General features: G+C 53.6%; 26 protein-coding genes. 8 read left to right on the forward strand and 18 right to left on the reverse strand.

Annotation, left to right across the window (positions count from 1 at the left end; translation table 11 throughout):
- Window positions 1-57: 57 nt before the first annotated feature.
- From KGP25_RS12645 to KGP25_RS12685, 9 genes are all read right to left on the reverse strand, one after another.
- Window positions 58-813, reverse strand: a complete 756-nt coding sequence (locus KGP25_RS12645; RefSeq protein ID WP_223539045.1) for an alpha/beta hydrolase — start codon at window positions 811-813, stop codon at window positions 58-60.
- 86 nt (window positions 814-899) lie between these two features.
- Entirely contained in the window at window positions 900-1,073 is a 174-nt protein-coding gene (locus KGP25_RS12650) for a GhoT/OrtT family toxin (protein ID WP_013096478.1), read from the reverse strand.
- A gap of 182 nt (window positions 1,074-1,255) precedes the next feature.
- A complete protein-coding gene (patD, locus tag KGP25_RS12655) occupies window positions 1,256-2,680 on the reverse strand; it encodes an aminobutyraldehyde dehydrogenase (RefSeq protein WP_223539046.1) in 1,425 nt (474 codons plus the stop codon).
- Window positions 2,681-2,704: 24 nt separating this feature from the next.
- The gene (locus KGP25_RS12660) at window positions 2,705-3,511 is read right to left on the reverse strand and encodes an ABC transporter permease (RefSeq protein ID WP_023292290.1); all 807 of its coding nucleotides are present in this window, start codon (window positions 3,509-3,511) and stop codon (window positions 2,705-2,707) included.
- Window positions 3,501-4,445: an ABC transporter permease gene (locus tag KGP25_RS12665; protein WP_008501290.1), complete on the reverse strand. Its 945-nt coding sequence runs from the start codon at window positions 4,443-4,445 to the stop codon at window positions 3,501-3,503. Before KGP25_RS12665 ends, KGP25_RS12660 begins: the two co-directional genes overlap by 11 nt.
- A 1-nt stretch (window position 4,446) precedes the next feature.
- Complete coding sequence (locus KGP25_RS12670; protein ID WP_032674887.1) at window positions 4,447-5,460, reverse strand: ABC transporter ATP-binding protein; 1,014 nt, start codon at window positions 5,458-5,460, stop codon at window positions 4,447-4,449.
- Window positions 5,461-5,477: 17 nt separating this feature from the next.
- Window positions 5,478-6,623 carry a putative ABC transporter substrate-binding protein YdcS gene (gene ydcS / locus KGP25_RS12675; RefSeq protein ID WP_024907240.1) on the reverse strand — a complete coding sequence of 382 codons (1,146 nt, stop codon included), beginning with the start codon at window positions 6,621-6,623 and terminating at the stop codon, window positions 5,478-5,480.
- A gap of 271 nt (window positions 6,624-6,894) precedes the next feature.
- Entirely contained in the window at window positions 6,895-8,304 is a 1,410-nt protein-coding gene (locus KGP25_RS12680; RefSeq protein WP_032674890.1) for a PLP-dependent aminotransferase family protein, read from the reverse strand.
- Between the two features lie 82 nt (window positions 8,305-8,386).
- Window positions 8,387-8,575, reverse strand: a complete 189-nt coding sequence (locus tag KGP25_RS12685) for a hypothetical protein (RefSeq protein ID WP_032645155.1) — start codon at window positions 8,573-8,575, stop codon at window positions 8,387-8,389.
- Window positions 8,576-8,965: 390 nt separating this feature from the next.
- Between KGP25_RS12685 and KGP25_RS12690 the strand changes: the two genes are divergently transcribed.
- The 4 genes from KGP25_RS12690 to hslJ all read left to right on the forward strand — a co-directional run bounded on the left by KGP25_RS12690 (window position 8,966) and on the right by hslJ (window position 12,071).
- Window positions 8,966-10,366 carry a cytochrome ubiquinol oxidase subunit I gene (locus KGP25_RS12690; protein WP_223539047.1) on the forward strand — a complete coding sequence of 467 codons (1,401 nt, stop codon included), beginning with the start codon at window positions 8,966-8,968 and terminating at the stop codon, window positions 10,364-10,366.
- Window positions 10,366-11,376 (forward strand): cytochrome d ubiquinol oxidase subunit II, encoded by a 1,011-nt coding sequence (gene cydB, locus KGP25_RS12695; protein WP_048223450.1) that lies wholly within the window; start codon window positions 10,366-10,368, stop codon window positions 11,374-11,376. The genes KGP25_RS12690 and cydB overlap by 1 nt, the downstream gene beginning before the upstream one ends.
- Entirely contained in the window at window positions 11,376-11,504 is a 129-nt protein-coding gene (locus KGP25_RS12700) for a DUF2474 domain-containing protein (protein WP_008501283.1), read from the forward strand. The genes cydB and KGP25_RS12700 overlap by 1 nt, the downstream gene beginning before the upstream one ends.
- Before the next feature lie 129 nt (window positions 11,505-11,633).
- Complete coding sequence (gene hslJ, locus KGP25_RS12705; protein WP_045908840.1) at window positions 11,634-12,071, forward strand: heat shock protein HslJ; 438 nt, start codon at window positions 11,634-11,636, stop codon at window positions 12,069-12,071.
- Here the strand turns inward: hslJ and KGP25_RS12710 are convergent, their stop codons facing one another.
- The gene (locus tag KGP25_RS12710) at window positions 12,072-12,338 is read right to left on the reverse strand and encodes a DUF333 domain-containing protein (RefSeq protein ID WP_023312003.1); all 267 of its coding nucleotides are present in this window, start codon (window positions 12,336-12,338) and stop codon (window positions 12,072-12,074) included.
- A gap of 271 nt (window positions 12,339-12,609) precedes the next feature.
- On the opposite strand from KGP25_RS12710, the gene nifJ reads away from it, so the two are divergent.
- Window positions 12,610-16,134 carry a pyruvate:ferredoxin (flavodoxin) oxidoreductase gene (gene nifJ, locus KGP25_RS12715; protein ID WP_063621813.1) on the forward strand — a complete coding sequence of 1,175 codons (3,525 nt, stop codon included), beginning with the start codon at window positions 12,610-12,612 and terminating at the stop codon, window positions 16,132-16,134.
- A 387-nt stretch (window positions 16,135-16,521) separates the two neighbouring features.
- Window positions 16,522-17,631, forward strand: coding sequence for a porin OmpC (gene ompC, locus KGP25_RS12720; protein ID WP_045908842.1), 1,110 nt, complete (start codon window positions 16,522-16,524; stop codon window positions 17,629-17,631).
- Window positions 17,632-17,968: 337 nt separating this feature from the next.
- On the opposite strand, the gene KGP25_RS12725 is transcribed toward ompC, so the two are convergent.
- The 8 genes from KGP25_RS12725 to KGP25_RS12760 all read right to left on the reverse strand — a co-directional run bounded on the left by KGP25_RS12725 (window position 17,969) and on the right by KGP25_RS12760 (window position 23,542).
- Window positions 17,969-18,046, reverse strand: a complete 78-nt coding sequence (locus tag KGP25_RS12725; RefSeq protein ID WP_223239581.1) for a hypothetical protein — start codon at window positions 18,044-18,046, stop codon at window positions 17,969-17,971.
- 68 nt (window positions 18,047-18,114) lie between these two features.
- Entirely contained in the window at window positions 18,115-18,537 is a 423-nt protein-coding gene (locus tag KGP25_RS12730) for a GFA family protein (RefSeq protein WP_223539048.1), read from the reverse strand.
- A 3-nt stretch (window positions 18,538-18,540) separates the two neighbouring features.
- Complete coding sequence (locus KGP25_RS12735; RefSeq protein ID WP_023616678.1) at window positions 18,541-18,738, reverse strand: hypothetical protein; 198 nt, start codon at window positions 18,736-18,738, stop codon at window positions 18,541-18,543.
- Window positions 18,739-18,827: 89 nt separating this feature from the next.
- Complete coding sequence (locus tag KGP25_RS12740) at window positions 18,828-19,859, reverse strand: methyltransferase (RefSeq protein ID WP_223539049.1); 1,032 nt, start codon at window positions 19,857-19,859, stop codon at window positions 18,828-18,830.
- A gap of 258 nt (window positions 19,860-20,117) precedes the next feature.
- Window positions 20,118-20,567, reverse strand: a complete 450-nt coding sequence (locus KGP25_RS12745) for a hypothetical protein (protein ID WP_048029806.1) — start codon at window positions 20,565-20,567, stop codon at window positions 20,118-20,120.
- Window positions 20,568-20,719: 152 nt separating this feature from the next.
- The gene (locus KGP25_RS12750) at window positions 20,720-21,160 is read right to left on the reverse strand and encodes a VOC family protein (RefSeq protein ID WP_045908846.1); all 441 of its coding nucleotides are present in this window, start codon (window positions 21,158-21,160) and stop codon (window positions 20,720-20,722) included.
- Window positions 21,161-21,232: 72 nt separating this feature from the next.
- Window positions 21,233-21,577: a DUF1294 domain-containing protein gene (locus KGP25_RS12755; protein ID WP_048029804.1), complete on the reverse strand. Its 345-nt coding sequence runs from the start codon at window positions 21,575-21,577 to the stop codon at window positions 21,233-21,235.
- A 441-nt stretch (window positions 21,578-22,018) separates the two neighbouring features.
- Complete coding sequence (locus KGP25_RS12760) at window positions 22,019-23,542, reverse strand: cyclic diguanylate phosphodiesterase (RefSeq protein ID WP_223539050.1); 1,524 nt, start codon at window positions 23,540-23,542, stop codon at window positions 22,019-22,021.
- A gap of 405 nt (window positions 23,543-23,947) precedes the next feature.
- Here KGP25_RS12760 and KGP25_RS12765 point away from each other — a divergent pair, with 405 nt between their 5' ends.
- Window positions 23,948-24,253: a hypothetical protein gene (locus tag KGP25_RS12765; RefSeq protein ID WP_154818042.1), complete on the forward strand. Its 306-nt coding sequence runs from the start codon at window positions 23,948-23,950 to the stop codon at window positions 24,251-24,253.
- Window positions 24,247-24,657 (forward strand): ASCH domain-containing protein, encoded by a 411-nt coding sequence (locus KGP25_RS12770; RefSeq protein WP_223539051.1) that lies wholly within the window; start codon window positions 24,247-24,249, stop codon window positions 24,655-24,657. Before KGP25_RS12765 ends, KGP25_RS12770 begins: the two co-directional genes overlap by 7 nt.
- Window positions 24,658-24,783: the final 126 nt, after the last annotated feature.

A 24,783-nucleotide genomic window follows, 5' to 3' on the forward strand; every position in this document is an offset into this window, starting at 1 on the left:
GGGTGGCGCTGCGCTTACCCGGCCTACATTTCGCAACGATGATACATTGCACAATAATCACTCCGTCATACATTCGGCTAAGGCCCGCGCCAGCGCAGAGGGGTTTTCCCAGGACATTGAGTGCCCCGCCGCAGGAATAATTTTCACCTCAACGCCCTTCTGCTGGAGATTTTCCACATCGTCATCCGGCAGAGAGAGCTCGCCAAAAATCAACGTTACCGGGCAAGGGAGTGACAGGAACTGCGCTTCCCATTCCGGTTCAACGCCCGCCACCAGGCCAGATGCACCGCGCCAGACGGCATAAGCGGCATTGCTCTGCAGGCATCCCGCCCACGCTGTTTTTTCTGCGCTGAGCATGGCGTCATATCCGTGCTCCAGAAACTGTTGCTCGGATTGCGCCGCTATAGACCGGCTGAACATGCCCCCACCCGCATGAAAATTGGGCTCTGACACCATCAGTCCCTTCACGCGCGTTGCCAGCAGCCCCGCCGTTTCGATAGCAATACTGCCGCCCATGCTGTGGCCATATAACCAGAAGGAATCCAGCTCAAGATGGTCAATCAGTTCCGCGACAACGTGCGCCTGGTCAGTGGTTTTATAGCTGTAGTGCTCAGGCTTATCGCTGTAGCCGCTGCCGGGCAAGTCGATGAGAATCGCTCTGCGCGCGTCAAAAAGCGGGTCACAAACGACGCGGGGATATTCATAGGAAGAGGCGCAGCCCAGCCCGTGAATGAACACCACGGGATCGCCGGTACCAGGCAAGTCGTGCCAGCGCACGGTGCAACCGGCCTGCTGCGAGTAAAAACTGTTCATAAGCACTCCTTTTATGATGCACTGTGTATTTATACAGTCATCACATCAGGAATGCTATGTTCATCTTTTAAAACTGGAAGCGTGCTTCAGAAAAGCGAGACCAGCAGCGCAACGGGAAAGCTCATTGGCCAGGTTGACCCCACCAGGAAAGCGCTGAGCAGGCGGATACGTTTGCGGTCTTTAGAGAGGAACCAGGTGATTAATGCGCAGATGGAAGCCATGATTGCGTAAAAAACCAACATCTTTTGATACAACGTCATTCTGTATACCAGAGCCGAAAAAATAACCGCACGCAATATGCGTCATATGTTGACACAGATCAAGTTTTTTCGTTACAGAATAACCACTTAAAAATTACGGCTAATAACAATTGAGTATCTTACGTAACACGTGTGGCGGGCAAGGAGAACGCCTGGCCGCGCAAGCGGCCAGGCTGAGCGGATCAGTGTTTGATCATCACATGCCTGACGACCGTATAATCCTCAAGCCCGTAGACCGACATATCTTTCCCGTAGCCCGATAATTTCATGCCGCCGTGTGGCATTTCGCTCACCAGCATAAAATGGGTATTCACCCAGGTGCAGCCGTACTGCAGGCGTGCGCTCAGGCGATGGGCGCGCCCCACGTCTTTGGTCCAGACCGATGACGCCAGGCCGTATTGCGAATCGTTCGCCCAGGCCAGCACCTGCGCCTCGTCATCAAATTCGGTGACGCTCACCACCGGGCCAAACACCTCGCGCTGAACGATGGCGTCGTCCTGTTTTGCTCCCGCCAGAAGCGTTGGCTGGAAGTAGTAGCCCGCCCCCTCTTTTTTGCTCCCGCCGGTGACAACCTGGATATGACCGAGCGCTTTCGCCTCATCGACGGCCTGGCAGACGCGTGAAAGATGGGCGGCCGAGCTGAGCGGTCCCAGTTCGGTCGAGGTGTCTTCCGGAGCACCCATTTTAAGACTGGCAACCGCGGCACCCAGCTTTTCCACCAGTTGGGCATAAATTCCCTTCTGGGCATAAATGCGGCAGGCCGCCGTACAGTCCTGCCCGGCATTGTAGAAGCCAAACGTTCGCACGCCTTCAACCACCGCATCCAGGTCGGCATCATCAAACACGATCACCGGCGCTTTGCCACCCAGCTCCATATGGGTGCGTTTAATCGAGGACGCCGTATGGCCGATGATATGTTCCCCGGTCGCAATCGAACCGGTCAGCGAGACCATACGGACCTTCTCGTGCCCGGTGAGCGGGTCGCCGACCGTTTTCCCACGACCAAACAGCACGTTCAGAACGCCCGCCGGGAAGATATCTTTTGCCAGCTCTGCCAGCTTCAGCGCGGTCAGGGGCGTGATCTCTGAGGGCTTAATCACCACGCAGTTCCCTGCTGCCAGCGCGGGGGCCAGCTTCCAGGCTGCCATCATCAGCGGGTAGTTCCACGGCGCGATAGAGGCCACCACGCCTACCGGATCGCGGCGAATCATTGACGTGTGGCCGTCAAGGTACTCGCCAGCGGCGAGGCCGTTCAGGCAGCGGGCGGCCCCGGCAAAGAAACGGAAAACATCGACCACCGCCGGAATTTCATCCCCCAGCGCGCAGTGTAGCGGCTTACCGCAGTTAAGGGACTCGAGCCGGGCTAACGCCTCGCCGTGCGCTTCAATCGCATCCGCCAGCCTCAGCAGGCACTCGGCGCGGGTTTTCGGTGTCGTTTGTCCCCACGCCGCAAAAGCACGATCAGCAGCCAGCACCGCCGCGTCGACCTGGGCCGCTGACGCCTCAGCAATTTCCAGCAGTACCTCTCCGGTGGCCGGGTTATAAACCGGCTGTTTTTCACCTTCTCCGGCAACCAGCTCACCGTTTATCAGCAGATGTTTTTGCATAGCATTTTCCTGTTGAATTCACTGTTATTTCCCGCTGCCGGCAATGTTTTCGCCGTCGCGGGTTAGCCACCAGGCTCCCAGAATGGGGATAGTTGTCACCAGCATCACCAGCAGAGCAACAACGTTGGTGACGGGCACGTCGCGCGGACGCCCGAGCTGGTTGAGCAACCACAGCGGTAACGTGCGCTCGTGTCCCGCCGTAAATGTTGTGACGATTATCTCGTCAAACGACAGGGCAAACGCCAGCATTCCCCCGGCCAGCAGCGCGGAACCCAGATTGGGCAGCACCACGTAGCGAAAGGTTTGCCACCCGTCAGCCCCGAGATCCATCGACGCTTCCACCAGGCTCCAGGAGGTGCGTCTGAACCGGGCAATCACGTTGTTAAACACCACCACCACGCAGAAGGTGGCGTGTCCGACGACGATGGTGAAAAACCCCGGCTCAAGATTGATCGTTTTGAAAGCCGTCAGCAGCGCCAGGCCGGTGATGATCCCCGGTAACGCAATCGGTAACAGCAGCAGCAGAGAGATCGCATTCTTGCCAAAAAACGCGCTTCGCCAAAGCGCTGCTGCAGCAAGCGTGCCAAGCACAAGGGCAATGGCGGTGGAAAGCGCGGCAATTTGAAGTGACAACGTCACGGATTCGATAATGTCGCCGCGCCCCGCCGCCACGCTAAACCACTTCAGCGTCAGCCCCTGCGGCGGAAAGCTGAAAGCGGCGTCTTCGGTGTTGAAGGCATAGGTCGCGATGATCAGCAGCGGGAAGTGCAGGAAGATGACGCCTCCCCACGCTGCCACTTTCAGGAACAGCGGTGCGCGTTCAGAGTGCATCGAATGCTCCCAGACGTTTCACGAACGCCAGATAAAGAGAAATCAGTACGATAGGTACCAGCGTGAACGCGGCGGCCATTGGCATATTGCCGATAGCGCCCTGCTGCGAGTAGACCATGTTACCGATGAAATAGCCCGGCGGGCCGACCAGCTGAGGAACAATGAAGTCCCCCAACGTCAGGGAAAACGTGAAAATGGACCCCGCCGCAATGCCCGGTATGGCCAGCGGCAGAACGACATAGCGGAACGTCTGACGGGGACGCGCGCCGAGGTCGGCTGAGGCCTGCAGTAGCGAGGCCGGCAGGCGCTCCAGCGCCGCCTGGACGGGCAGGATCATAAACGGCAGCCAGATATAGACGAACACCAGAAACCGTCCCAGCCCGGAGGTGGACAAGGTGTTACCGCCCACTGCCGGGAGCGTCAGGATTGAGGTCAGAATCGGCTCCAGTCCGAGATGGCTGAGAAACCACTGGGCCACGCCGTCCTTCGCCAGCAGCAGCGTCCAGGCGTAGGCTTTGACGATATAGCTCGCCCACATTGGCAGCATCACGGCGATATAGAAGAAAGCCTTCCACTTGCCGCTGGTGTATCGCGCCATGTACCAGGCCATCGGGAATGCGAGGATGGCGCTGGCAATGGTCACCGCAATCGCCATCGTTAACGTGCGCAGGATGATGTCGTAGTTTGCCGGGTTGAAGAGCGCCTGAATATTCGCCAGCGTCAGATCCGGCGTGACCGCCATGGTGAAATCGTCAAAGGTGTAAAACCCCTGCCACAGCAGCGTCAGCAGCGATCCTAAATAGACGATGCCAAACCACATCAATGGCGCAAGCAGAAGCAGGAACAGGCCGAGCGACGGTTTACGCCAGAACAGTGCGGTCATGCGGCTTAAGCGGCCGCGCGGGGCGGGAGGATGCGCGACACTCATATCCATTTCACCTCTCCTCGTGAAGGCGGATCATCGCGTCGCGTGACCATGACGCCATGACCGCCTGCCCCGGCGCAATGCCGCTCAGCGGCGAGACGTCACTGAAGTTAGCCTGACTCACCAGCAGTTTGGCGCCATCGGCGAGCTTCAGCTCCAGACGCGTGGCAGCCCCCTGATACTGAACGGCCTGCACGACGCCCTGAACCTGCACGTCACCCTGTTCATTGAGGCGAATATGTTCCGGGCGCAGGGAAAAGGTGCCCTCCATCCCGCAAAGTGTCTGCGCAAGGCCCGCATCAAAAACGTTAGAGGTGCCAACAAAACCGGCGACAAACGGCGTGCGCGGACGCATGTAAAGATCGCGCGGGGTATCCACCTGCTCGATGCGCCCGTTATTGAACACCGCCACCCGGTCCGACATGGAAAGAGCCTCGCCCTGATCGTGGGTGACAAAAATAAAGGTGATGCCGAGTTCCTGCTGAAGCTTCTTCAGTTCGAACTGCATCTGTTCCCGCAGCTTGAGATCGAGCGCCCCTAAAGGCTCATCCAGCAGCAGGACGCGCGGTTCATTCACCAGCGCGCGGGCAATGGCGACACGCTGACGCTGGCCGCCGGAAAGTTGTGAAGGTTTGCGGGCGATGGCAAAGCTCAGGCCCACTTTTTCCAGGGCATCACGGGCCTGGGCATGGCGTTTTTTCTTGTCGACGCCTTTGACCATCAGCCCGTAGGCAACATTGTCGAGGATCGACATATGCGGGAACAGCGCGTAGTCCTGAAACACGGTGTTCACATCCCGCTCCCAGGGGGGCAGTTCGCTCGCCTCTTTGCCGAAGATAGAGATCGTGCCACCTGACAGCTGTTCAAAACCGGCGATCAGACGCAGGCAGGTGGTTTTGCCGGAGCCCGAAGGCCCCAGCATGGAGAAAAACTCTCCGTCACGAATCGCAATGGTGACCCCATCCACCGCCCGGACGTCGCCGTACAGGCGGGAAACATTGTTAAACTCGACTGCATACGTCATGTTCTGCTCCCGGGCAATTAACGACCGCCCATGATGGCGATGTAATCCTGCGTCCAGCGGCTGTAAGGGACAAATTTGCCGCCTTCTGCGATGGGGGTTTTCCAGAACATGATTTTGTCGAACTCGTTATAACCGTTTGTTTCGCAGCCTTTATCGCCCAGCAGCGTGCTGGCTTTACACCCTTCCGGAACCACAGGCAGGGAACCAAACCATGCAGCCAGATCGCCCTGCACTTTCGGCGTTAGCGACCAGTTCATCCATTTGTAGGCGCACATCGGGTGTTTAGCTTGTGCGTGGAGCATGGTGGTGTCCGCCCAGCCTGTCACCCCCTCTTTCGGGAAGACGGTGGCAATGGGCTGGTTCTCGGCCTTCAGCGCATTCGCCTGATACGGCCAGGCGCTGGAGGCCACGACGCCTTCGTTTTTGAAGTCGCTCATCTGGACGGTGGTGTCGTGCCAGTAGCGGTGGATCAGGGCATGCTGGTCGCGAAGCACCTTAAGCACGGCGGCATACTGTGCTTCGGTGAGCTGGTACGGGTCTTTAATACCCAGCTGCGGCTGCGTGGCTTTGACGAACAGCGCGGCATCGGCGATGTAAATCGGGCCGTCATACGCCTGCACGCGTCCCTGATTGGTTTTACCGTCCGGCAGATCCTGTTTAGTAAAGACCACGCTCCAGCTGTCCGGCGGCGTCGGGAAGGTTTTGGTGTTGTACATCAGCAGGTTTGGCCCCCACTGGTATGGTGTGCCGTAGACCTTGCCCCCGACGTTAAACCATTCCCCTTTCACAATCCGTTCGTCGAGGGTTTTCCAGTTGGGGATAAGATCCGGGTTAATCGGCTGGACGCGTTTGCCCATGATCAGCCGCAGGGAGGCATCACCTGAGGCGGTCACCAGATCGTATCCCCCTTTCGCCATCAGGCTGACCATTTCATCCGACGTGGCTGCCGTTTTGACGTTGACCGCACACCCGGTCTCTTTTTCAAACTGGGTGACCCAGTCGTAGTTTTTATCCGTCTGCCCCCGCTCGATGTATCCCGGCCAGGCGATAATATCCAGTCGACCTTCCCCGTCGCCAATGGCCTTGGGGGGTTCTGCGGCTTGCGCTGTCATGATGGTCATGCCGAGCGCACACAGGCTGCTGCGGGCAAAATTTTTGCTCATAAGAGTTACTCCTGTCGCAATGAAATTTAGCGGCAGCCGTGCCGTAAAAATATCTCCCTTATTAAACGTAGACCGCGCAAATGCGCCGCACCGTACGGCTTCAGGAAATTTCATCAAGGTGTGACCGAGGGCGCATTCCCCGTTAACTGGATTATAGACAAGGAGTTAGGCGCGAGAGACGGTATGCAGATTTCCTATGACAGGTCACCACGAAATATTCGCAGTGCCGTCATCAGGATAAGAATTGATTATTTAAATAACGGAGAAAGGATTATTCCAGCATCGTGCTAATTAATTTTCCTAACTGAATGACCGCCTGCTCTTCCCGCTCTCCCCAGGCCCAGGAAGTATTAAAACGAAAGAACGGCGTCCACGCGTCAGAGGTGGAAAACATCTTTCCCGGGGCAATGCTGATGTGGTGCGTTAAGGCCTTTTCGCTCAGCAGCCCCGCATCCAGCGGTGCCGGCAGTTCAAGCCATAAAAAGTAGCCGCTGTCGTTATGGTGAATTTTGACACCGGCAGGCATATGGCGCAGAAGTGACTGCCAGGCCTGCTGCTTGCGCTCGGCCAGCGTACGCCGCAGGCGGCGCAGGTGGGCGTCGTAGCGTTTGGTCGCCAGGTAATCCACCAGCGCCAGCTGCATGGGAGAACTGGTTGAGAGCGTGCTCATCAGCTGCAGCTGCTGAATGCGACGCGCGTGTTTTCCTGCCGCCACCCAGCCGATGCGAAAACCGGCCACCAGACATTTTGAAAAGGACGAGCAGTGAAGCGTCATGTCCTGACGATCCCACGCTTTCGCCGGGAGCGGCTTTTCGCGGCCAAAATAGAGCTCGCTGTAAACGTCATCTTCAATCAGCGGGACGTTGTGCTGTGTTAACAGCGCGACAAGCTGCGCTTTTTTCTCCGCGCTTAGCGTGAAGCCGAGCGGGTTTTGGCTGTTGGTCATGATCCAGCAGGCTTTAACCGGGTACTCATTCAGCGCCTGTTCAAGGGCGTTGAGATCGATCCCCTCGCGGACGTCTGTCGCAATCGACAACGCTTTAAGCTTCAGGCGTTCCAGTGCCTGCAGCGCGCCGTAGAAACAGGGGTTTTCGACAATCACCCAGTCACCCGGCTCGGTCACCGCCTGCAGGCTAAGATTCAGCGCCTCGAGCGCGCCTGCGGTGATCACGATCTCTTCCGGGGAGATGTTCATCCCCTGCTGCGCGTAACGACGGGCAATGGCGTGGCGGAGATCGACGTTACCCGGCGGCAGGTTCTCAATCACGCTCATCGCCGTCGCGGTTTTACTGACGTTAGCCAGCGAGCGGTTGAGCTGCTGAAGCGGGAAAAGCCGGGGATCGGGAAACGCGGAAGCAAAGGGAACTACGGAGGGGTCGCGGCTGGCCTGTAAGACATCGAAGATATAGGTATTGATATCCACCGCTTCGTCACGCATCACCTGAGCGGGTGGCGCAGGCTGTTGTGCGGTCGGGCGCGAGGCAACGTAATAGCCCGACTGCGGTCTGGCGACGATGCGCCCCTGACTTTCCAGCATCTGATACGCGTGGCCAACGGTCATAAAACTCATGCCGCTGCTCGCCACCTGCTCTCGCAGGGAAGGCAGCTTATCGCCCGGCAGCCATACGCCAAGCTCAATCTGCGAGATAATTTGTTGCGCCAGACGCTGGTATTTTTTCATCAGATTCTCCTTACGACCGATAGTGTATATCAGCAGGAGAAAAAGAGAAGATTTAGCTAACTGTTATAGTCTGGAAGATGAATTACTTACGGTATTCGGTCACATGGCTCTGAGCGGAATGCGCGGCGGCCAGGTGGTCGAGCGTGATCATCGGCGATTTGCAAAAAATGCATTTCGCGCCAAACGGGTTTTTCTCAGACACATCAAAGGCTGAGGTACGGTACTGCGAACCATGGCAGCATGGGCAGCGAAAATGGATATAAGAAGTCATAGGATTCTCCTGAAACGTTAAAACGTAAATTACTAATGGGCCGATTGGGCATAATGGTTTTAAACAAAACGAATCGGAATGTAGATAAAGACCCAAGAGAGGCTGCGGATAGGCACAACGTGATGAGAACTGCTTTAAAAACTACGTCAGATATTTATTTGGACTCAAAACCAGAAGACCATTAACGCACGGCGCTGACGACAAAGCAAGCGGTTTAATGCGGAAAATTCATAAAAAGAATGTTTTTATTCCACAGCCTCAAGGTATATCAGATGGCTAAAGCGTGAAATTTACGCCAACTGTTATGGTTAAAATTCGCTTTTCTGCGTCTGCTCGTCCGATCTCCGCCCCTATACCATAACAGCACACCGTTTGACATTGAGGCTGTGCATGTTTGGTTTAGATGCTTTTCACCTTGCGCGGATACAGTTTGCCTTTACCGTATCCTTTCACATTATTTTCCCGGCCATCACCATTGGTCTCGCAAGCTACCTTGCCGTGCTCGAAGGGCTGTGGCTGAAAACAAAAAATCCGGTCTGGCGCTCGCTGTACCATTTCTGGTCGAAGATTTTTGCCGTCAACTTTGGCATGGGCGTGGTCTCCGGGCTGGTGATGGCCTACCAGTTTGGCACCAACTGGAGCGGCTTTTCACAGTTTGCGGGCAGTATTACCGGCCCGCTTCTGACCTACGAAGTGCTTACCGCCTTCTTCCTCGAAGCCGGATTCCTCGGCGTAATGCTGTTCGGCTGGAACAAAGTGGGGCCTGGGCTGCACTTCTTCGCTACCTGCATGGTCGCGCTGGGGACCATCATCTCTACCTTCTGGATCCTCTCTTCAAACAGCTGGATGCAGACCCCGCAGGGCTATGAGATCGTCAACGGTCAGGTGGTACCGGTAGACTGGTTCGCGGTGGTGTTTAACCCCTCCTTCCCTTACCGCCTGCTGCACATGTCGATAGCCGCGTTCCTGAGCAGCGCCCTGTTTGTTGGCGCATCCGCGGCATGGCATCTGCTGCGCGGGAATAATACCCCCGCCATCCGGGCAATGTTCTCGATGGCGCTGTGGATGACGCTGATTGTCGCCCCCATCCAGGCCCTGGTTGGCGATATGCACGGGTTGAACACCTTAAAGCACCAGCCCGCCAAGATCGCCGCCATTGAGGGCCACTGGGAAAACCCGCCGGGTGAGCCGACCCCGCTGCTGCTGTTTGGCTGGCCGGATATGGAGCAGGAGCGCACCCGCTTTGGACTGGAGATCCCCGCGCTCGGCAGTCTTATTCTGACGCACAGTCTGGATAAACAGGTTCCGGCGCTGAAAGAGTTTCCAAAGGAAGACCGCCCGAATTCCACCATCGTCTTCTGGTCGTTCCGCATTATGGCGGGCCTGGGCATGCTGATGCTGCTGCTTGGGGTAACGGCACTCTGGCTGCGCTATAAAAAGCGCGTTTATTCATCGCGCCCTTTCCTGTGGTTTGCGCTGCTGATGGGGCCATCCGGGCTGATTGCCATTCTGGCCGGGTGGATCACCACTGAAGTGGGCCGCCAGCCGTGGGTGGTCTATGGGCTTCAGAGAACGAAGGATGCGGTTTCTGCCCATAGTGATTTGCATATGAGCGTGAGCCTGCTGGCCTTCTTCATCGTTTACACATCGGTATTCGGCGTGGGTTACAGCTATATGGTGCGCCTCATCCGAAAAGGCCCGCAGCCGCATGAGTCTTTCGCCACCGAGTCCGATGGACGTCCGGCGCGCCCGCTTTCTGCCGTCACAACTGAACATAAGGAGCAGCCATAATGGGTATCGATCTTTCCATTATCTGGTTTGTGATCATCGTCTTTGCCACGCTGATGTATATCGTGATGGACGGTTTTGATCTGGGGATCGGCATTCTGTTCCCGGCCACGCAAAACGCCGACGATCGCGACGTGATGGTCAACAGCGTCGCGCCGGTCTGGGACGGGAATGAAACCTGGCTGGTGCTGGGCGGTGCCGCCCTGTTCGGCGCATTCCCGCTGGCCTATGCGGTCATCGTTGATGCCCTGACCATTCCGCTGACATTAATGCTGATCGGACTTATTTTCCGCGGGGTGGCATTTGAGTTTCGCTTTAAAGCCACGCCGGCGCACCGTCCGTTCTGGGATAAGGCGTTTATAGGTGGTTCCATTCTGGCGACGTTTACCCAGGGCGTGACGGTGGGCGCCGTCATTAACGGCTTTACCGTCACCGGCCGGGCCTATACCGGCGGCCCCTTTGACTGGTTTACCGCGTTTAACCTGTTTTGCGGCGCGGGCCTGGTGGTGGCCTACGCGCTGTTAGGCTCGACCTGGCTGGTGATGAAAAGCGAAAACGCGTTGCAACAGCGGATGCGTGAAGTATCGAAAACACTGTTAATCGTGCTGCTGGCGTTTATTGCCGCCATTAGCCTCTGGACGCCGCTGGCGCAACCGGCCATCGCCGCGCGCTGGTTTACGCTGCCGAACCTGTTTTATCTGCTGCCCGTCCCTGCTCTGGTGGTGATTTTTAGCCTGTACCAGTGGCGCTGCCTGAATAATCAAGCCAGCCATAGCCGTCCGTTTATCCTGACGCTGGGGCTGATATTCCTCGGCTTTAGCGGGCTGGGGATCAGCATCTGGCCGCATATTATTCCACCGTCGATCACCCTGTGGCAGGCCGCCGCACCGACGCAAAGCCAGGGCTTTATGCTGGTCGGCGCGCTGTTGATCATTCCCGTAATTCTGGTCTACACCTTCTGGAGTTACTACGTTTTCCGCGGCAAAGTTCAGCATGGGGAGGGTTATCACTGATGCAACAACCGGTCTGGAAAAGATTGCTGTGGCTGGCCATTATCTGGGGCGGCAGCGTACTGGCGCTGGCTGCGGTCAGTATGCTCTTCCGTATGCTGATGACGGCAGCAGGGTTTAAATCGCATTAACTTCATCCCGGGCAACCGCAGCGTTGCCCGTCTCCTTCCCCCCGCACTTTCAGATAAACCCCATTAACGCACGGCAGAGTATCGTTACACTGGAAAAAGATTCACAGTATTTATAGTTTGAGAAGAAAAATGAAAAAGCTCATTGCGTTAAGTGTTATCAGTCTTGCCCTTACCGGGTGCGTTAATCCGGGTAAAGCCTCCGTTCAGCCGGAGCAACTTCAGAACCACCGCTTTGTGCTGGAAAACGTGAACGGTAAGGCGGTTAAGACCGCGACAACGCAACCTGAGATCAGTTTTAGTGCCCTGCCTGATATCAGCCTTGTGAATAACATCAGCGTTTCTGGCCAGATGTGTAACCGCTTCAACGGACAGGGGAAATTGTCCGAAGGCGAGCTTAAAGTGAAAACGCTGGCCATGACGCGCAAGCTCTGTACTGAACCGCAGCTGAATGAGCTGGATCAGGCCATCGGCGACATGCTGCGCAAAGGGGCGCAGGTCGACCTGACGGAAGACCAGTTAACGCTGGCGACAGCCGATAAAACGCTGATGTTTAAGCGTGTAGAATAATCAGTAGTTACCGCAGCTTCCAACGGCAAGCGACTGTTCACTACAGCGTTTGCCGTTTGGCAAGGCGCACATCCCAATCGCAGAACCATCAAGCTGGCGGGCAACCGACAGCGAGCCGCCAATCATCGCGCAGTTAGCCTGACCCGAGCTGGACATCGCCGCTTTCATTCCCGGCGCCACGTGGGCTGCCGTTGCCTGCTGAACGGGTTCACTGCTACATGCCGACAACAATAATGCGGCACACCCTACCCAAAATGCTGAGCGCATGCTCTCTCCCCCATGAATAATGCGAAACCTATGCATAATAGGCATCCCATCCCGTGTCGTCGAGAGCGGAAGTGCGTATTTATGCGCTTCAGAAACAATTTCTCGCAATTTTTTCGCCAAAAGTTTGATCTACTCATTGATGGCGAGAATACCGAGGACACAAAAGCGAAAATCGTAAAATCCCCCGTTTGCTAGAATACACAGATAATATTCAGGGTTTGTCGTCGTAATACAGACCCCTATTTTTTGCGCAATGTAAGGGTATTGTCCTATGCAAACTATTGACGGTAATGGTGCAGTTGCCTCAGTCGCGTTTCGCACCAGTGAAGTTATCGCCATCTACCCGATTACGCCAAGTTCGACCATGGCTGAGCAGGCAGACGCCTGGGCGGGTAACGGGTTAAAAAACGTCTGGGGCGATGTCCCGAGAGTGGTTGAGATGCAGTCTGAAGCCGGTGCGATTGCCACGGTGCACGGCGCGCTTCAGACCGGCGCGCTTTCCACGTCTTTCACCTCTTCTCAGGGATTGTTGTTAATGATCCCGACGCTCTACAAACTCGCCGGGCAACTGACCCCCTTCGTTCTGCACGTCGCGGCGCGGACCGTTGCCACCCACGCGCTCTCTATCTTTGGCGATCACTCAGACGTGATGGCCGTGCGCCAGACCGGCTGCGCGATGCTGTGCGCCAGCAGCGTTCAGGAAGCCCAGGACTTTGCCTTAATTTCGCATATCGCCACGCTCAAAAGCCGGGTGCCGTTTATTCATTTCTTTGATGGTTTCCGCACCTCTCACGAAATTAACAAAATCGTCCCGCTGGCTGACGAGACAATCCTGAATCTCCTCCCGCAGGCGGATATCGACGCGCATCGCGCCCGCGCCCTGAATCCGGAACACCCGGTGATTCGCGGCACGTCGGCGAACCCGGATACCTATTTCCAGTCCCGTGAGGCCACGAACCCGTGGTACAACGCGGTTTACGACCATGTTGAACAGGCGATGAATGACTTTGCCGCCGCGACCGGTCGGGAATACAAACCCTTTGAGTATTATGGCCATCCGCAGGCGGAACGGGTCATTGTGTTGATGGGCTCTGCCATTGGCACCTGCGAGGAAGTTGTTGACGAGCTGCTGACGCGCGGCGAAAAGGTTGGCGTGCTTAAAGTGCGTCTCTATCGGCCGTTCTCGGCGAAACATCTACTTTCGGCACTGCCGGAGAGCGCGCGTACCGTTGCGGTGCTCGATCGCACCAAAGAGCCGGGCGCCCAGGCGGAGCCGCTGTATCTGGATGTGATGACGGCCCTGGCCGAAGCCTTTAATCAAGGCGAACGTGAAACGCTGCCGCGCGTGATCGGAGGGCGGTATGGTTTGTCCTCCAAAGAGTTCGGACCGGACTGCGTGCTGGCGGTATTCAACGAGCTCAGCGAAGCGAAGCCCAAGCCGCGCTTTACCGTCGGCATTTATGATGATGTGACCAATCTGTCCCTGTCGTTGCCGGAAAACACCCTGCCCTCAACCGCAAAACTCGAGGCGCTGTTCTATGGTCTGGGCAGTGACGGCAGCGTCTCTGCGACCAAAAACAACATCAAAATCATCGGGAACTCCACGCCGTGGTACGCCCAGGGATACTTCGTCTATGACTCCAAGAAAGCCGGCGGTCTGACCGTTTCCCACCTGCGGGTGAGCGAACAGCCCATCCGCTCTGCGTATCTTATTTCTCAGGCTGATTTTGTTGGCTGTCACCAGCTGCAGTTTATCGATAAATACCAGATGGCCGAGCGCCTGAAGCCTGGCGGTATTTTCCTCCTGAATACGCCATACAGCGCAGATGAGGTCTGGTCGCGCCTGCCGCAGGAAGTGCAGGCGGTGCTGAACCAGAAAAAAGCCCGTTTCTTCGTGGTGAACGCGGCGAAAATTGCCCGCGAATGTGGCCTTGCCGCGCGTATCAATACCGTTATGCAGATGGCCTTCTTCCATCTGACGAATATCCTGCCGGGCGACAGCGCGCTGGCGGAACTGCAGGGCGCGATTGCCAAAAGTTATAGCAGCAAGGGCCAGGAGCTGGTCGAACGTAACTGGCAGGCGCTGGCGCTGGCGCGCGAGTCGCTGTTCGAGGTGCCGCTGCAGCCGGTCAATGCCGCAAGCCCGAACCGCCCTCCAGTCGTGTCCGATGCGGCGCCTGATTTCGTGAAGACCGTGACGGCGGCGATGCTGGCCGGGCTGGGTGATGCCCTGCCCGTCTCTGCGCTGCCGCCAGATGGCACCTGGCCGATGGGCACCACCCGCTGGGAAAAACGAAACATCGCCGAAGCGATCCCCATCTGGAAGGAAGAGCTGTGTACCCAGTGCAACCACTGCGTGGCAGCCTGCCCGCACTCTGCCATTCGCGCCAAAGTGGTGTCACCGGAAGAGATGGAGGCCGCGCCGGCCAGCCTGCACTCTCTGGATGTGAAATCACGCGATATGCGCGGACAGAAATACGTTCTGCAGGTCGCACCGGAAGATTGCACCGGCTGTAATCTGTGCGTCGAGGTCTGTCCGGCGAAAGACAGGCAGAACCCGGAGATCAAAGCCATCAATATGATGTCGCGTCTGGAGCATGTTGAAGAGGAGAAGGTTAATTATGACTTCTTCCTGAATCTGCCGGAAATCGATCGCAGCAAACTGGAACGCATTGATATTCGCACTTCACAGCTGATCACGCCGCTGTTTGAATACTCCGGCGCCTGCTCAGGCTGCGGTGAAACGCCGTATATCAAGCTGCTTACCCAGCTGTACGGCGACAGGATGCTGATTGCCAACGCTACCGGCTGTTCGTCTATCTATGGCGGTAACCTGCCCTCCACGCCGTACACCACTGACGCCAACGGTCGCGGTCCCGCGTGGGCAAACTCGCTATTCGAGGACAACGCCGAATTTGGCCTGGGCTTCCGCCTGACCGTTGACCAGCACCGCGCACGCGTGATGCGCCTGCTGGAACAGTTTGCCGGGCAGATCCCCGCCGGGCTCAATGACGCGCTTCACGCGGACGCGACGCCAGAGGTACGTCGTGAGCAGGTTGCTGAGCTACGTCAGGCGCTTCAGGGCGTGGCGGGCGCTGAACAGCTGCTGACCGACGCGGACGCGCTGGTTGAAAAATCAATCTGGCTGATTGGCGGTGACGGCTGGGCTTACGATATCGGCTTCGGTGGACTGGATCACGTGTTGAGCCTGACCGAAAACGTCAATATTCTGGTTCTGGATACGCAGTGTTATTCCAACACCGGTGGTCAAGCGTCGAAAGCGACGCCGCTTGGCGCAGTCACGAAATTCGGTGAACACGGCAAACGCAAGGCCCGTAAAGATCTCGGCGTGAGCATGATGATGTACGGCCATGTTTACGTCGCACAAATCTCGCTGGGTGCCCAGCTTAACCAGACGGTGAAGGCTATCCAGGAAGCGGAAGCGTATCCAGGCCCGTCGCTGATCATTGCCTACAGCCCGTGTGAAGAGCATGGCTACGACCTGGCACTCAGCCACGATCAAATGCGACAGCTGACCGCGACCGGCTTCTGGCCGCTGTACCGGTTCGACCCGCGCCGTGCGGACGAAGGTAAGTTACCGCTGGCGCTGGACTCTCGTCCGCCGTCAGATGCCCTGGCCGAGACGTTGATGCAGGAACAGCGCTTCCGTCGCCTTAACGCGCAGCAGCCGGAAGTGGCCGAACAGCTATGGAAAGACGCCGCGGCCGATCTGCAAAAACGGTATGACTTCCTGGCGCAGTTGGCGGGTAAAGCCGAAAAATCGACCAGCGACTAGTTTCTCAGCCCGGCGTGTCCGGGCTTTTTTTGCCATAAAAAAACCCGGTGTATTCACACCGGGCGAATCCAGATAATCATTAAATATCTATTTAGTCTCCTAAATAATATTCACGCGGATTATGGATAAATAATCTTAAAGGCATATAACACCGCCAAGAATAGCTTACTTAACGCCTGATTAATAATTTTAATTTTATATGCTTTGCATTAAGACATTCATCAAACCAATGACTATTACCGTTGATTTATTCGGTTTAGATTTTACTTAGTTCGTAACAATTATAATTTATTACTCTTACTCAGGAGTGATTTAGCATGAGACAACTTTCTCATTCAGGAAGTTCAACAGGTAATTAAATAAAAACAACCGCAAAGGAATATCATAATGCAAAGAAAAGTACTGGCCCTGATGATTCCGGCTCTGTTAATGGCTGGCGCAACTCATGCAGCAGAGATTTATAATAAAGACGGTAACAAATTAGATCTGTACGGAAAAGTAGATGGTCTGCACTATTTCTCCGACGATAAAGGCGCTGACGGGGATCAAACCTACATGCGTCTGGGCTTCAAAGGCGAAACCCAGATCAACGACATGATGACCGGCTACGCGCAGTGGGAGTACAACATTCAGGCTAATAACACCGAAGGGTCTGATAACCAGTCCTGGACGCGTCTGGCCTTCGCCGGTATCAAAGTGGGTGATTATGGCTCGTTTGATTATGGTCGTAACTACGGTGTTCTGTACGACGTGGAAGGCTGGACCGATATGCTGCCTGAGTTCGGCGGGGACTCCTACACCAAAGCCGATAACTTCATGACCGGCCGTGCCAACGGCGTGGCCACCTACCGTAACACCGACTTCTATGGTCTGGTGCAGGGTCTGAACTTCGCGCTGCAGTATCAGGGCAAAAATGAAGATGCCAGCAACAATCAGGAAGGCACCAACAACGGTCGCGACACGCGTCACGAGAACGGTGACGGCTTCGGTATCTCTACCACCTATGACTTCGGCATGGGGATTACCGCAGGGGCAGCCTATACCTCTTCTGACCGTACCAACGAGCAGGTAATGAATACCACTGCGGGCGGCGATAAAGCGGATGCATGGACTGCGGGCCTGAAATATGACGCCAATAACATCTATCTGGCAGCCATGTACTCTGAAACCCGCAATATGACGCCTTACGGTGATAATACCGACGCCGTGGCCAACAAAACCCAGAACTTCGAAGTGACCGCACAGTACCAGTTCGACTTCGGCCTGCGTCCGTCTCTTTCCTACCTGCAGTCTAAAGGTAAGGACCTCGGCAACGGCCAGGGAGACCAGGATCTGGTTAAATACGCTGACATCGGCGCGACCTACTACTTCAACAAAAACATGTCCACCTACGTTGATTACAAAATCAACCTGCTGGATGAAGATGACAGCTTCTACAAAAACAACGGCATCGGCACGGATGATGTCGTGGCACTGGGCCTGGTTTACCAGTTCTGATTGCCAGAGCCCGCATGATGTTGCGGGCTCCCCCCTTTTTGAAGCTCGTCACAAAAAACAGGTTCAGGAATCGTGTGGTTGAGGGTAAGTTGAGGGAAAGCTGGTTAAACTCAGGTGATAACCTTTTCATCACCAGGGATAACAGCGTTGTTTGGTCGTGTATCCGTTGCCGTACTTACTCTTTTAGCGCTTATCTGGATAGCGTTAATTTTTGATTTTGCTGATATTGTCGGTCATCTGGGCGCGGTGTTGAACCACCTCGATGGCGTTTAATATTGCTCCCGCGGAAATAAAAAGCCACCAGCAGTGCCGGTGGCGGGTAAACGCGCAGTTCGCGTTATTTTTTCACGGGTTGAGGCTTTTTATCACCTGATTCAGGGGCCTCACGCGGATCGTCTTTTTCAACACAGAGCATAATTTCTCCTGTTTCAGATAACCACCCTCCACTATAGCCAGGCTGATTACAGAGTGGCCAGGCGGCAATTACGCCTCAACTGCCCCTTTCTTGCGAAAAGAGAGGTAGCCAAACACCCCGCTGTCTCCATCTGCGGGATGGTTTACCCCGTCCATTACCGTCACTTCAGGGAAATCTAACGGTGAGACGTTTTCGAAGCAGGCAACGTTCACGCCGTATTCGTTTGGATTGGAACGCCGCTGATGGAACGTGTAGATCCCGCACACCGAGCAGAAGAAGTGCCGTGCCGTCCCCGTGTTAAAGCGGTACTCCGTGAGCTTATCCTCACCTTTGGTCACGGTAATCCCTGACAGCGGCGCAGAGACGACGACCGCCCCCCGCATGCGACAAAAGGAACAGCTGCAGCGCCGCGCGGTATTCAGGCCATCCGTGAGCGCAACGGTAAAGGCCACCGCACCGCAATGGCACTGCGCATTACGACATTCAGCCATAGGCTATACTCCTTTTCTCACCAGCTCGGCGGCCTTGACGAAAACCTCGTCTTCTACACCATCGCCTTTTTGCCTGCCGAGCCTGACCAGTTCATCGACAATACTGTTGCGATGGATCGGTTTCTGCGCTGAAACCAGCCCAATGACGGCGGCCCCAATCGCCAGCCCCACTAAACCTGTTTGTTCGTCTTTGTTCATCATGCTCATGCTCCTGATACAACAAACAAGCGTAGCAGGAATCCGGTAAAACGGAATGAGGACACTCGCTTTGTGAATATAATTTACGTAATTCAGACAGGTACGACTTCTAAAATCGACAAATACGAACGGGTGTCTATTATATTGTTTAGCTTCAGACTGGTCTTTTCAAACAAGGTCAGATACTCAGACTCCGTTCTTGCCCGCCCTCCATCAAAGCTTGTTAAAAGAAGAAGGTCAATTTCAAATCGTCCCTGTTCATTATTTTCTTTTTTTATAAGTGGTTCAAAAATTAATAATCTGGAATTTTCTTTCATTGCATCTCTACACGATTGAAGTATCTGAATCGCCTTCTCATCAGGCCAGTCCATCAAAATATATTTAAGCAGGTAAATATCCGCTACAGGACAGGCTTCAAAAAAGTCACCCTCAACTGCCTTCCATCGACGATTGTCATTTAACAGGTACAGTCGATTCCGCTCAAGCACGTCTTTTTGATCGAACAGGATCCCTGTTAAGGTCGGATTTCGGCGTAAAACAGCCAGCAATAAATTACCCAGCCCACCGGCAATATCGGCAACGATAGCATTTTGAGGAAACGAATAGCTATCGGCGATGACTTCATTCTCTACGGATGACATAGAGGCCATACCCGCATGAAAAATGTTGCTGTCAGTCATCGTGTCATCATGCTGCCAGTAGTCGTAAAAAGGCTTGCCAAACAAATCATTAAAAACAGGTTTGCCTTGCAATATCTCATCCATTTTAGCCGCTGGCTGCCAGAATGTTGGGTCTGTCAGCATGAGCACCGCCGCACGCAATGAAAATTCATGCTCAGAACACAGGAACTGTGCTGAATGGCTAAGGCTGTATTCAGCTTCGGACAGTTCGTTGAACACTCCACGAGAGGATAATACGCGCATGATCCGATGAAGATAGTCGCCATCGATATTAAGCTCCTCCGCCAGTTGTGTAACGGATTTTTTTCCTTCAACCAGACGATCTGCAACGCCTAATACTGCGACAGCCCGAAGTGCTGCCTGCCAGACAAAACCCATGCTTTGCTCTAACAAACACATTCCTTCTTTACGGCTTAGCAAATCCAGACTATTAGGATGTGACATTTTCTACTCCTTACCAATAAAGATGTGCTGAACAACTAAAACGCCGTTAGCAAGCGTAAGTCTGGTAGCGAGCTTTATCCATAATGTCAGTAAGGATTATTTGTGCGGTTTCGTACCGTTTCGCATACAGTCCATTTCAATACGTAAAAAAACAGGGCCACTTACTCCATATTTTGATTAATAACACCATGACACTATTATTTCATAAATGATTACCATGATAGAAATAATACCTGTCGTGAGACAGACATTTCATCGTCAGAATCTCGGTGCCAGCCCGTATTTTGGCGTTTTGATATTTGCCGCCCAAATTTTGATATCGTTTTGCAGGAGAATAGTGAAATCAGATTTCAAATGCGTCACCATGCCATTGACGCTGTCCGCATCCACAACTGAAAAATGTTCAATTCTGTTCTTCCCTATCTGAACACAAGCATATTTGGCGGGAAGCACTGTACCATTCACATTGAGTGGCAGCTTATTCTCACCACAGCGCCCTTCCGTAATATATGACACCAGCAAATTAGCGGATTTCCTCCCGGGCTGGGATACGCTCACCATGACGGGATAACCTTCCGAGGTCTGCGTCATATCATAAAGCACCGCATTTTTCATATACCAGGTATTATATTCCCGCTCCTGAAAAGCGGACCAGCAAGGCGCAGAAAAAAGCGCCAGCACTGCCAGCGTAATAGAGACTATTTTCATGGAATGTTATCGTCCGTGGTGTTGCACGTATTATTCAGATTGTGCAAAAAACAGCAACAACTTAAGAATAGTCCTACTACTATTGGCAGTGATGGAGGAACAATTAACGACGCGCGACGCGGTCTGTTTCCTGTTGCTAACGTATCTTCGCTTTATTTATTCCGACTGGCCGTTCGGATCGCTTCCAGACCGACGCGCTGTCCGAATGACAGCTCTAACGTGTTGCCATCGGGATCGGCAAAAAAGACATAGTATCCGACGGGATCGCCTACATTCTCAGGCGCCTTCCTTAGCACACCTTCAGCGGTGGCCATCGCGGTTTTTCTGTCAATTTCTTCGCGGGTCGCACAGGCAATTCCCAGATGCCCGAAACTGCCCAGCGGCGTATCGGTCACGGTATCGGCCTGTACAAGAACCAGTGCAAAAGGACGGGTATGGTCGCTGAGCCATGCGACTTTTCTGGCATCAGGCATGTCGGGTTCACGTAAATGAATGACCTCCATACCGGCATAGCGGCGATAGAAGGCAATACTCTTTTCCAGGTCCCTGACCATAAACGCGACATGAGTGAAACCTACATCAATGTCTTTCATTTTAAGATGTTACTCCTTTATCAACGTGGTGCTGACATCTTAAAAGCTCAAGTTAACTTGATGTCAATACGCTCATAAAGAAGAAACAGGCGAGAAATGGTAAACCGCCGCCATCACGGCGATGCTAACGACAATGCTTAAGAAAAAGTAGGTTTTAAAGGGCTGCTTTTGCGTTTTATGGCGAAAGAGTTGCTGGCCCACAATCGCGCCAGGCCAGCCGCCGGTTACGCCAAATACCAGCAGCGTGGCTTCCGGTACCCTGCGCATACCCTTACGCGCTGCCTGTTTATCGGCGCCATACATAGCCATCGTCAGCACATTGATCAGCAGAAACCACATAGCCAAAGGGTTAGAGGCAAAAAGGCTGCCGATTGCAGCAAAGATCAGGAGTAAATAAAAAAAGCGATTGAGGGTCATAGCACCAACCACCGGGTTGTTTAGCAATTACGAAGCCGCATTATACCCTATCTTGCTGACGCATCTTCAAGCCAGGTTAATATGTAAGCATGACTGCATCGTCATTTCGCAGTCAGCATTTTTTTCTTAAAAAATTATACGGAAACGCCTAACGTCCAAAACCCACCGCCAGAGCAGTTGCTTAACAAGTTAAACATGATTGCATCTATTATTCAGCCGTGAAGGCGGTAATATTGACCAGGATCAACTTTAAAATTTTACCTTAGACTCTTCATTCTTTTTTTTAGTATGTAATCTCTACAGCAAAGGTTGAAAACAATTAAATTGACCACAAAGCACTCAGATAACAAAATAGCACCGTAGTTAAAACAATAACGGTCTGCATTTTATTTGGGGGATGATGCCCCCCTTTTTTTCTTTATCGCAATTCCGGGGAAAACGTCACTCCACCCTCACTTTAACCTTTGGCTTCGACAAAAGGATTTTTATCAACTCCTTAAAGGGAACGGGTTTGTAGAAGAAGTAGCCCTGTAAAAACGTGATGTTATTGCGGATGAGATAATCAAGCTGTTGCTGGGTTTCAACCCCTTCCGCCACAATACGGATTGACAGTTTTTTTGCCAGTTCCAGTACCGAATCCAGGATCAGGGTGGAATCCTCATTGGCATTCACTCTGGCAACAAAGCTTTGGTCGATTTTGATGTAATCAATATGCAGGTCCTGCAGGTAGGACAGGCCAGAATAGCCCGTTCCAAAATCATCCAGCGCGATTGCAAATCCATTGTTATGCAGCTCATTCAGGGTCTTAACGAGATGTTCATCTACGTGGAGGGGCTCGCGCTCGGTCACCTCAACGACAAGGTTAAGATCCTGTTGCACAAAGCTGCGCTTGTAATTCAGGCACTCTTCAAAAAAGGTAGAGGCCACGATATGAGATGCACTGAAGTTAATCCCTACATGGAATCCTTCCGGCAGCAGCGAAGAAATTGAATTCATCTGCATTGCAACCTGACGCATTAAGCTTTGGGTTAATGGAATAATTAGCCCTGATTTTTCAGCAAGAGGAATAAACGAAGCGGGAGAAATAAACCCGGATTGCGGATGCTTCCACCTGGCCAGCACCTCTACACCGCGCAAGGTGCCCTCTTTTCCGCTCACGACGGGTTGATAATAGGGAATAATTTCATTTCTGTAGATGGCAGTGCGCAGTGAATCTTCAGGCGATATATCCTTAGAGAGATAGCGTTGCAAAAGATAAGCAGGAAGAGAGGAAATGAGCAGCAGAAATAACAGCACCCCACCGGCCTGGTCGAATAATCTCGTCAGGCTAAAAAGAGGCGGAGCGTTAAATTGAATCGCGAAGGGATAATCAGCGTCTTTTACCGTCAGTACACCTTTGTTTGCATGGGGTGCCGTCAACACATCGCCGGATTGGCCTAAACGACGATTGCCGACTTGCAGTGAATACGCCACGCCACGTAATGGCATATTCAGCGCATCCCGGATATGGCTGTCGCTGATGCTCACCATGATCCGGCTTCCGGCATGGTTTGTCTGGTATAAGAGAACCGGCAGGCCGTTGACCGTACTTTTTGATGGAACAAGTAGCAATGATGCCTGAGGCAGCGCTGAGCCGTTAACCAGCAACACGCGATTTCCCGGTAAAGAGGAGCACCAGACCGCATCTTGTTTCAGAATAACGATCGTTCTCAGATGAGGTTGTAATGCCGCTTCAGTACCGAGCCGATACTGCCCTTCAGCATCACACTCATTCTCAGCAAGCTGCATTGCTATCTGGGCAGCATGACGGGCTTCTTTAAGAATGACGTTCATGTTTCGCAAGACATAGTGCGCCCCTGCAAGGCTGTCAGCCCGTGCAGAATACCAAACCTGTAAATTGATGATAAAAACGCCCAGCATAAAAATTGCCGTGGCTGCAGCTAAGGAGATAGGTGCATGGCGCATTCAGGGTTCTCGACTCGAGTGACGTTGCCGCTTCGGTGATGCTGAAGTGATTGAATTGTCTTCGTCTTAAGCATGGTTGATAAAGAAAGAAATACCATGTCATGCGTCAGAAATTTTCCCGCAAACCAGCCTCCATCGTTGCACCTTCTCAAATGGGGAAATAAAAAGGCCGCCGAACGGCAGCCCTGGTTGATACGTGCTTATTAGTACTGCTTTATTGTCTTGACCGGCGTTCTTTCTGACCAGTCAGGCCGCTCGCCTGCCATGATTGCGCGCTGTTGTGATGGCGTCACAGACTGCGTTATTTCAGGCATCGACTTGTATTCAGGTTGCTGAGGTGGGCTGAGAACCAGATCGGCGCTACAGCCTGACAGTAGCAACGCCACCAGTAGCGATGAATTAAGCTTGAACACGTTAACCCCTTCCAATGGGATAAAAGTTACAGAAAAAGCGTGGTGTCGGTTCTATCCCGGTGACTTTTCTTTGTTATACAACATCACTCGGCTGGCTACCGGCCACAGATTCACCACACAGATAACCCCACAAGGATATATTTACTCGGGCAATAAGCGCAACGCCTTGTTTTCATGCACACCACCAGTGAAAAAAGGTGTCAGGAAATCAGAGTACGCTTCTGGTATCGACGATGTTTATGCTAAAACCGCTGGTATGTTTCTTTTGATAAAAGTTATGAGGGAAGTTGAATGGTGACGGTTGAGGAATTAAAAATGAAATACCCGGGCGCACAGGCCTGGCAAATGGGTGACAGCCCGGCACTTGCAAACGAGCTTGCGAATCTGATTAAAAAAGGACTCAAAACGGCCACCTGCGGCTCTTTTGCCTCGTACTCGCAGGATGTGTCTGCTCCACGGATAGGAAGCTACAACATAATCCTTGATGGTCAGAATGTCCCGGTCTGTGTGATCCGGCTGGTTTCCATGCGACTGGTGCGTTTTTGCGATGTTACTGAGGAATTCGCTCGTAAAGAGGGTGAAGGTGATTTAAGCCTTGAATACTGGCAGACTGAGCATCAGCGATTTTTCTTCCGCGAAGGCCATTTTTCTGAAGATATGGAACTGGTCGCAGAAGAATTTGAATTGGTTGAGGTGCTGTAAGCGGAGATAAAGTGGCAGAGGTGTATCTGTTACTTAGCTACCCTTTATCACGTATCGGCGCCAGATTTCACGCAGCAGTAAAACGTGCTGGCATTCGCCGCCGGAATCCGTACCATACGCGGCATA

It is taken from the genome of Enterobacter sp. JBIWA003, assembly GCF_019968825.1.
Lineage (GTDB): Bacteria > Pseudomonadota > Gammaproteobacteria > Enterobacterales > Enterobacteriaceae > Enterobacter > Enterobacter quasiroggenkampii.

What these genes read in the sequence shown, in the direction of transcription:
- KGP25_RS12710 (WP_023312003.1), bottom strand. Translation starts at nt 12,338, where the DNA reads ATGCGCTCAGCATTTTGGGTAGGGTGTGCCGCATTATTGTTGTCGGCA.
- KGP25_RS12665 (WP_008501290.1), bottom strand. Translation starts at nt 4,445, where the DNA reads ATGGATATGAGTGTCGCGCATCCTCCCGCCCCGCGCGGCCGCTTAAGC.
- KGP25_RS12725 (WP_223239581.1), bottom strand. Translation starts at nt 18,046, where the DNA reads ATGCTCTGTGTTGAAAAAGACGATCCGCGTGAGGCCCCTGAATCAGGT.
- nifJ (WP_063621813.1), top strand. Translation starts at nt 12,610, where the DNA reads ATGCAAACTATTGACGGTAATGGTGCAGTTGCCTCAGTCGCGTTTCGC.
- KGP25_RS12680 (WP_032674890.1), bottom strand. Translation starts at nt 8,304, where the DNA reads ATGAAAAAATACCAGCGTCTGGCGCAACAAATTATCTCGCAGATTGAG.
- hslJ (WP_045908840.1), top strand. Translation starts at nt 11,634, where the DNA reads ATGAAAAAGCTCATTGCGTTAAGTGTTATCAGTCTTGCCCTTACCGGG.
- KGP25_RS12755 (WP_048029804.1), bottom strand. Translation starts at nt 21,577, where the DNA reads ATGACCCTCAATCGCTTTTTTTATTTACTCCTGATCTTTGCTGCAATC.
- cydB (WP_048223450.1), top strand. Translation starts at nt 10,366, where the DNA reads ATGGGTATCGATCTTTCCATTATCTGGTTTGTGATCATCGTCTTTGCC.
- KGP25_RS12735 (WP_023616678.1), bottom strand. Translation starts at nt 18,738, where the DNA reads ATGATGAACAAAGACGAACAAACAGGTTTAGTGGGGCTGGCGATTGGG.
- KGP25_RS12645 (WP_223539045.1), bottom strand. Translation starts at nt 813, where the DNA reads ATGAACAGTTTTTACTCGCAGCAGGCCGGTTGCACCGTGCGCTGGCAC.
- KGP25_RS12745 (WP_048029806.1), bottom strand. Translation starts at nt 20,567, where the DNA reads ATGAAAATAGTCTCTATTACGCTGGCAGTGCTGGCGCTTTTTTCTGCG.
- KGP25_RS12740 (WP_223539049.1), bottom strand. Translation starts at nt 19,859, where the DNA reads ATGTCACATCCTAATAGTCTGGATTTGCTAAGCCGTAAAGAAGGAATG.
- KGP25_RS12670 (WP_032674887.1), bottom strand. Translation starts at nt 5,460, where the DNA reads ATGACGTATGCAGTCGAGTTTAACAATGTTTCCCGCCTGTACGGCGAC.
- ydcS (WP_024907240.1), bottom strand. Translation starts at nt 6,623, where the DNA reads ATGAGCAAAAATTTTGCCCGCAGCAGCCTGTGTGCGCTCGGCATGACC.
- KGP25_RS12700 (WP_008501283.1), top strand. Translation starts at nt 11,376, where the DNA reads ATGCAACAACCGGTCTGGAAAAGATTGCTGTGGCTGGCCATTATCTGG.
- KGP25_RS12690 (WP_223539047.1), top strand. Translation starts at nt 8,966, where the DNA reads ATGTTTGGTTTAGATGCTTTTCACCTTGCGCGGATACAGTTTGCCTTT.
- KGP25_RS12660 (WP_023292290.1), bottom strand. Translation starts at nt 3,511, where the DNA reads ATGCACTCTGAACGCGCACCGCTGTTCCTGAAAGTGGCAGCGTGGGGA.
- KGP25_RS12750 (WP_045908846.1), bottom strand. Translation starts at nt 21,160, where the DNA reads ATGAAAGACATTGATGTAGGTTTCACTCATGTCGCGTTTATGGTCAGG.
- ompC (WP_045908842.1), top strand. Translation starts at nt 16,522, where the DNA reads ATGCAAAGAAAAGTACTGGCCCTGATGATTCCGGCTCTGTTAATGGCT.
- KGP25_RS12650 (WP_013096478.1), bottom strand. Translation starts at nt 1,073, where the DNA reads ATGACGTTGTATCAAAAGATGTTGGTTTTTTACGCAATCATGGCTTCC.
- patD (WP_223539046.1), bottom strand. Translation starts at nt 2,680, where the DNA reads ATGCAAAAACATCTGCTGATAAACGGTGAGCTGGTTGCCGGAGAAGGT.
- KGP25_RS12685 (WP_032645155.1), bottom strand. Translation starts at nt 8,575, where the DNA reads ATGACTTCTTATATCCATTTTCGCTGCCCATGCTGCCATGGTTCGCAG.
- KGP25_RS12730 (WP_223539048.1), bottom strand. Translation starts at nt 18,537, where the DNA reads ATGGCTGAATGTCGTAATGCGCAGTGCCATTGCGGTGCGGTGGCCTTT.
- KGP25_RS12770 (WP_223539051.1), top strand. Translation starts at nt 24,247, where the DNA reads ATGGTGACGGTTGAGGAATTAAAAATGAAATACCCGGGCGCACAGGCC.
- KGP25_RS12760 (WP_223539050.1), bottom strand. Translation starts at nt 23,542, where the DNA reads ATGCGCCATGCACCTATCTCCTTAGCTGCAGCCACGGCAATTTTTATG.